Source organism: Achromobacter sp. (assembly GCF_032113835.1).
Taxonomy (GTDB): domain Bacteria; phylum Pseudomonadota; class Gammaproteobacteria; order Burkholderiales; family Burkholderiaceae_B; genus Achromobacter.
The window spans coordinates 22,704-29,080 of sequence record NZ_DAMCTG010000073.1; the positions used below are offsets into that span (position 1 = coordinate 22,704).

7 protein-coding genes are annotated in these 6,377 nt (G+C 66.7%); 4 read left to right on the top strand and 3 right to left on the bottom strand.

The features are described 5' to 3' along the window. Positions 1-45 precede the first annotated feature (45 nt). Positions 46-771 (top strand): polysaccharide deacetylase family protein, encoded by a 726-nt coding sequence (locus RT697_RS20955; RefSeq protein WP_313701510.1) that lies wholly within the window; start codon positions 46-48, stop codon positions 769-771. Beyond that, complete coding sequence (locus tag RT697_RS20960; RefSeq protein WP_313701512.1) at positions 746-1,894, top strand: glycosyltransferase family 4 protein; 1,149 nt, start codon at positions 746-748, stop codon at positions 1,892-1,894. Before RT697_RS20955 ends, RT697_RS20960 begins: the two co-directional genes overlap by 26 nt. Positions 1,895-1,923: 29 nt before the next feature. Here RT697_RS20960 and RT697_RS20965 read toward each other — a convergent pair whose 3' ends face one another. The 3 genes from RT697_RS20965 to RT697_RS20975 are packed head-to-tail and all read right to left on the bottom strand — an operon-like array spanning position 1,924 to position 3,954. Then, positions 1,924-2,205: a YkgJ family cysteine cluster protein gene (locus tag RT697_RS20965; protein WP_313701513.1), complete on the bottom strand. Its 282-nt coding sequence runs from the start codon at positions 2,203-2,205 to the stop codon at positions 1,924-1,926. Continuing rightward, a complete protein-coding gene (locus RT697_RS20970; RefSeq protein ID WP_313701514.1) occupies positions 2,202-2,966 on the bottom strand; it encodes a YdcF family protein in 765 nt (254 codons plus the stop codon). Before RT697_RS20970 ends, RT697_RS20965 begins: the two co-directional genes overlap by 4 nt. 19 nt (positions 2,967-2,985) lie before the next feature. Next, entirely contained in the window at positions 2,986-3,954 is a 969-nt protein-coding gene (locus tag RT697_RS20975; protein WP_313701515.1) for a glycosyltransferase family 9 protein, read from the bottom strand. Positions 3,955-4,055: 101 nt separating this feature from the next. Here RT697_RS20975 and msbA point away from each other — a divergent pair, with 101 nt between their 5' ends. After that, positions 4,056-5,831 (top strand): lipid A export permease/ATP-binding protein MsbA, encoded by a 1,776-nt coding sequence (gene msbA / locus RT697_RS20980; protein WP_313701516.1) that lies wholly within the window; start codon positions 4,056-4,058, stop codon positions 5,829-5,831. Positions 5,832-5,998: 167 nt separating this feature from the next. Beyond that, on the top strand, positions 5,999-6,377 hold a 379-nt coding region (locus tag RT697_RS20985; RefSeq protein WP_313701517.1), incomplete at its 3' end, for a cation:proton antiporter.

Here is a 6,377-nt window from a genome sequence, read left to right on the forward strand (position 1 = left end):
TAGGTCATGGACAGGTACACGAATCATCCCTTTATAATCGCTTACATGTCCATACCCATCCTCATGTACCACCAGATTGGCGAGCCCAACCGCAAGGGCACGCCATTTCGCGGCTTGACGGTACACCCCGACAGCTTTGCCCGCCAGATGCGCTGGATGCGCCGTCTGGGTTATCGCGGATTGTCCATGCGCGACGTCATGCCTTATGTCCGCGGCGAGCGCCAGGGCAAGGTGTTCGGCATCACGTTCGACGACGGTTATCGCAACGTGCACCACAACGCGATGCCGGTACTGAGCGAATTGGGATTCACCGCCACCAACTATTTCGTGGCCCGGCAGTTCGACGGCGGCAACGTGTGGGACCTGCAAAAGGGCATCCCGTTTTCGCCGCTCATGACCGTGCAGGAAATGCGGGAATGGGCGCAGGCGGGCAACGAGGTCGGTTCGCATACGCTTGACCACGTTCATCTTCCCCAGCTCGCGCCCGAAGAAGCGCGTCGCCAGATCGTCGAGTCCAAGGACGAACTCGAACAGGCGCTCGGCGCGCCCGTCACCGCGTTCTGCTATCCGTACGGCGACCACGGCCCGGAGCACCAGGCCATGGCGCGCGAGGCCGGCTACGACAACGCCACGCTCACCAAGCGCGGCCTGGCGGCGGCGTCCGACGATCCCTTCGGTCTCCCGCGAGTGACGGTGGCTCGTTCCACCAACATCATCCGTTTTCTCCAGAAGTGCCTTACCCGGTATGAAGACAACCGCCGGCGCCCGTAATCGGCGTCTTCGCATTGCGCTGTTGGTCGACCGATTCGGCAATCGCTTCGGGGGCGCAGAGGCGTATGGCGTCGAGTTGATGCGCGTGCTGGGCAAGCGGCACGACGTGGCCGTGATCGCGCGCGATTTCGACAGCGATCTGCCGTTCGACTACCTGCCCGTGCGGTTTCCCGGCTGGCTGCCAAGCTGGACGCGGGTGCTGTATTTCGCCTGGCGCGCTGACCGTCTCACGCGCGGCCGCTACGACATCGTGCATTCGCACATGAACGGCTGGGCGGGCGAGATCCAGGTCATGCACGTGACGCCGGTCCGCTACAACCGCGTCACCCGGGTCAAGCCGCTGCAGCGTGTGACCGCCTGGCTCAGCCCGCGCCTCGCTACCTATCTGACGCTGGAACGGCTGCGCGTGCGCAAGACGCACCAGCGTCGCGTCGTCGCGGTGTCCGGCCTCATCATGGACCAGTTGCACCGCAGCTACGGCGAGCAGCTTCCTGTCGACATCATTGCCCCCGGCGTCAAACTGCCGGCCCCGGATGGCAACGGCGCCCGCACGGCCATGCGCACACGGTTGGGCTGGGACGCCGACACGATCGGCTGTCTGCTGGTGGCGCGCAATCCGATGCGCAAGGGCCTGCCCGCGCTGCTGGACGCGCTGGCGCTGCTGCCCCCCCAATACAAGCTGCTGATCGTGGGCGCCGATGAACCCACGCGTGATCGCGTCCGCGCCGCCGGCGACGTCGCGAGCCGTGTCACCCTGGTCGACCCCACGCCGGACGTCGGCCAGTATTTCAATGCAGCCGACATCTACGCCCACCCGACGCTGAACGACAGCTATGGCATGGCGCCGCTGGAAGCCATGTCGCACGGCTTGCCGGTCATCGTCAGTTCCCCGGTGTATTGCGGATTCGCGCAGTATCTGACCGCGGGCAAGGATGCGCTCATCCTGCAGGACCCGCGGGATGGCGCCCAGTTGGCGCAGGCGCTGGAAAGCCTGGGGTCGGATCCCGAGCTGCGCAAGGCGCTCACATCGCGCGGTCTGGAAATCGCCCGCGACCAAAGCTGGGAAACCGTGGCGTCGCGCTACGAGGCGCTCTACGAACAGGTGCTGCTCGACCGCAATTGAAAAACGGGGCCTGTGTGCCCCGTTTTTTTTCAGTGGTGCGGCGCCGTCGCCCGCTCCAGGTCGGCCAGCCAGTGGATCGCATATTCGCGGTCCGGGCCGCACATCTCGTGCTCGGGCTGCAGGCCGTCGCAGAAGTCCGGGCGGGAAGGGTCGTTAAAAATGGCGCAGCGCATGTCCGGCAGCAACTGAATACAGGGCACGCCCGCAGGCTTGCCCTGCGGCATGCCCGGAATGGGCCGCGTGATCGACGGCGCGATGCAGCACGCGCCGCATCCCGAGCGGCATGCCAGGGCGGCGCCGGCCAAGCTCATACCCATCCGCGCAACCAGTAGACGAAGAGCCCGGCGTATTCCTTGACGATCGAGCGGCTGGCGTCGAACGTGCGTTCGTCGGGCAGCCACAACGACAGCGAACCGTCGGCCGGCGCCACGATCTGTGGCGGCGCGGGGGCGGCAATGACCTCCACGCCCTGCTTGGAAAAGGCCGCCATCGCGCGGGGCATGTGCAACGCCGACGTGACCAGCAGCACCTTGCCGATGCCGCGCGCCTTGAGCTGGTCTTCGGTCAGCATGGCGTTTTCGTAGGTGGTGCGGCTGGCGTTTTCCAGGATCAGCGCCGACTCCGGCACCCCTTGCTGCCGGATCGAATGCGCCATTCCGCGGGCTTCGCTGACGTCGCCTTCCAGCGCGCCGCCCGACAGCAGCACTTTGGGCGCGCGACCTGCCAGATAGAGCTGGGCAGCGGCGTCCACGCGCACCACGGCGGTGTCCTTGTCATAGGGCAGGAACCAGTTGGCGCGGCCGTTGGCGGTGTTGCCGCCCAGTACGACAATCGCATCGGCCGTGGGCATTTCGGCGGCGGGCTTGTGCGGATAGCGGTTCTCCAACGCGCCGCCGGCCCACAGCGACGTGGCGGGCAAGGACCAGGCAAGCGCCCAGAGCAGGCCGGCGGCCACGAGGGTGAGGCCGGTCTTGCGAAGCCGGAACAGTCCCAGCACCAGGCCAAGGACCACCAGGGTGATGCACAAGTTGAAGGGAATGATCAGATTCGTGAGATAGCTGGAAAAGGTCATTTCGAGACTGTCCTGATTACTACGTACCATCCAGCAGGCGCTGGGCGTGCTGTGTCACTTCTTCCTCCGACGGCCAGGCCTGGTCGGTGCCGACGCACACCGCGCGCGGGGACCAGGGGCCGGTGCGCTGCGGCTGCGTCACGCCGAACAGCGTGAGCTGCCGGGCCGATGCCGCCGCCGCCACGTGCGACACGCCGGAATCGTTACAAATCACCAGCGTGGCCCGCGCGGTCAGCGCCGCAAAAGCGCCCAGTCCCAGCGGGGCCAGCAACTGCGCCGTGGGCGCGTTGCGCCGGGCTTCGTCGGTTTCTGCCGGAGGGGGGCACATTACCACGGTATGGCCGCGGGCCTGCAGGGCGCGTGTCAGTGTATCGAATCCCGGCCAGACCTTGATCCTGCCCTTGTGCAAGCCGGTGGCGGTGGGCGCGATCAGGACGAAAGGCCGGCCGTCCAGCCCGGCCTGGGCCAGCGCCTCGCCGGCCGCGCGTTCGTGCGCCGCGGTCAGCGGCAGGTCCAGCGTCGGCCCCGGCTGGGCCGGGCCGCTCGGCAGGTTCCAGCGGCTCAGGGCTTCGCGGGTGAGGTGATGCCAGGACTCGACGGCATGCATCGGCTGGGCGGGCTTGGCGAACGGCCAGCGCAGCAGGAAGCTGCGGCCATCGTCGCGGTAGCCCGCCGACGGCACGCCCGCCAGGCGGAACACCAGCGCGCTGGACAGCGAATCCGGCAGCAGCAGGCCCCGGGCGCGACGGCCCTGCGCGCCCAGCCCGCGCCGGTGCGCGCTGACCTCCGCACGATCCGGGCCGACCTTGCCTCGCATGGGGATGAAATCCAGCTTGTCCACGCCATCGAGCAGGTCGCGGGCCCAGGGACGGGCGCAAAGAACCAGGGGGAGGCCGCTTGCGGCCAGGGCGCGCAGGCTGGGCAGGCTCATGCAGACATCGCCCACCCAGTTGGGCAGGCGGACATACAGGCAACTGATATCGGACATGGAAGGGCGCACGGGCGCGGTAGGGCTAAGGGGCAGGGACGGCGCGCGGGCGCGCAGCCGGTACAATCCTGGGCACAATTGTATTAAAGCGAGTGATTCCTTTGAATTCTGCCGCACGGAATGCGCCAGCGGGTTCCCAACCCGTCAAATCCGAACTCTGGTCCCGGATCTACAGCCGCGTGGGTTCCTATTGGAAGGGCTTGCTGGCTGCCATCCTGCTGATGGCGGGCGCCGCGGCCACGCAGCCAGTGCTGGCGGTCATCATGAAGCCCCTGCTCGACGGCGGCTTTTCCGGCGCCAAACCGTATTACGTCTGGGCGCTGCCGCTGGCGGTCGTCGGACTGATCCTGCTGCGCGGCATCTGCAACTTCTTCAGCGATTACCTGCTGGCCTGGGTGGCCAACAACGTGCTGCTGGGCATGCGGCGCGATATGTTCGAGCGCCTGCTGGGCCTGCCCGACGCGGACTTCAAGCGCGGCGACACCGGCCGCCTCCTGAACCGCTTCACCATCGACGCCGGCAACGTTACCGGTTACGCCACCGACGTCATCACGGTGCTGGTGCGCGAAACCCTGGTGGTCATCGCCCTGATCTGCGTCCTGCTCTACATGTCGTGGGTGCTGACGCTGATCATCCTGGTCATGCTGCCGGTCTCGGTCATGATCTCGCGCTTCTTCATCAAGCGCCTGCGCCGCATCAACCGCGAAACCGTCAATATGAATGCCGAGCTGACCCGCGTGGTCGGCGAGGGCATCGACGGCCAGCGCGTCATCAAGCTGTTCGACGGCTACGAAGTTGAACGCGGCCGTTTCGATTTCGTCAGCCGCCGCCTGCGCCGCTTCGCCATGCGCACGGCCACCGCCGACGCGGCGCTGACCCCGCTTACCCAGGTCTGCATCTCGATCTCCGTGGGCGCGGTCATCGCCGTGGCGCTCAGCCAGGCCAACAGCGGCTCACTCACCGTCGGCAGCTTCGCCTCGTTCATGGCCGCGCTGGCCCAGATCTTCGACCCCATCAAGCGCCTCACCAACGTAGCCGCCCGCATGCAGAAAATGCTGGTGTCGGCCGAAAGCGTGTTCACGCTGATCGACCAGGTGCCGGAAAACGACACCGGCACCAAGGAACTGCCCGAGCCCGTGCGCGGCAAGGTCGAATTCCGCAACGTGTCGCATCGCTTTCCCGATGCCGACCGCGATACCGTCAACGACATTTCCTTCGTGGTCGAACCCGGGCAGACCGTCGCCCTCGTGGGCCGTTCCGGCAGCGGCAAGACCACGTTGGTCAACATGCTGCCCCGCTTCGTGCTGACCGACAGCGGCCAGATCCTCGTGGACGACGTGCCCATCAACGACCTGACGCTGCGCAGCCTGCGCTCGCACCTTTCGCTGGTCAGCCAGGACGTCGTGCTGTTCGACGACACCATTGCCGCCAACGTCGGCTACGGCGCGCTGGGCAAGTCCAGCGAGCAAAAGGTGCGCGATGCCCTTGCCGCCGCCAATTTGCTCGAATTCGTCGAAGGCCTGCCGCAAGGCATCAACACGCAGGTGGGCGAAAACGCCGCCCGCCTGTCCGGCGGCCAGCGCCAGCGCCTGGCGATCGCGCGCGCGCTCATCAAGAACGCGCCCATCCTGATCCTGGACGAAGCCACCTCGGCGCTGGACAACGAGTCAGAACGCCAGGTGCAGGCCTCGCTGGAACGCCTCATGAAGGGCCGCACCACGCTCGTCATTGCGCACCGCCTGTCCACCGTGCAGAACGCCGACCGCATCATCGTGCTGGACGCCGGCCGGATCGTCGAACAGGGTCCGCACGCGGAGCTCCTGGCAGCCGACGGCCTGTACGCGGCGCTGTACAAAATGCAGTTCCGGGAAGACTGAGCCGCCGCGCGCGCCGTTCCCAAGCCGCCGCCCTTCGGGGCGGCTTTTCATTGCCGAAGTTCCTGTTTGCCAATCCCGCGGTTTGCCGGAAAATGGCTCCAGCCCGCGCCTAGCGGGCTGGGCGGCGTCCCAGGCGCTTCGGCCCGCCATGTCACCAGGAGCGCTCCATGGCCCTGCCTTCCGAAGGCAATCAAGTCCTCAATGTCGTCGTCCTGCTCGGCGCAGCGGTGATTGCCGTTCCCCTGTTCAAGCGGCTCGGGCTGGGCTCGGTTCTGGGCTACCTGGCCGCCGGCTTGGCGATCGGTCCCTTTGGCATCGGTTTTTTCTCCGATCCCAAATCCATACTGCACGTCGCCGAACTGGGTGTGGTGATGTTCCTGTTCATCATCGGCCTCGAAATGCAGCCGTCGCGCCTTTGGAAGTTGCGCGGCGAAATCTTCGGCCTGGGCGTCGCGCAAGTGCTGGTCTGCGGCGCGCTGCTCACAGGCGTGGGATTGCTGGCCGGCCTGTCCGGCGCAGCGGCCTTCATGGCGGCGATGGGCTTCG

Excerpts from the sequence above, each read along its gene's own strand:
- RT697_RS20955 (WP_313701510.1), top strand. The coding sequence starts at position 46 with ATGTCCATACCCATCCTCATGTACCACCAGATTGGCGAGCCCAACCGC.
- RT697_RS20960 (WP_313701512.1), top strand. The coding sequence starts at position 746 with ATGAAGACAACCGCCGGCGCCCGTAATCGGCGTCTTCGCATTGCGCTG.
- RT697_RS20965 (WP_313701513.1), bottom strand. The coding sequence starts at position 2,205 with ATGAGCTTGGCCGGCGCCGCCCTGGCATGCCGCTCGGGATGCGGCGCG.
- RT697_RS20970 (WP_313701514.1), bottom strand. The coding sequence starts at position 2,966 with ATGACCTTTTCCAGCTATCTCACGAATCTGATCATTCCCTTCAACTTG.
- RT697_RS20975 (WP_313701515.1), bottom strand. The coding sequence starts at position 3,954 with ATGTCCGATATCAGTTGCCTGTATGTCCGCCTGCCCAACTGGGTGGGC.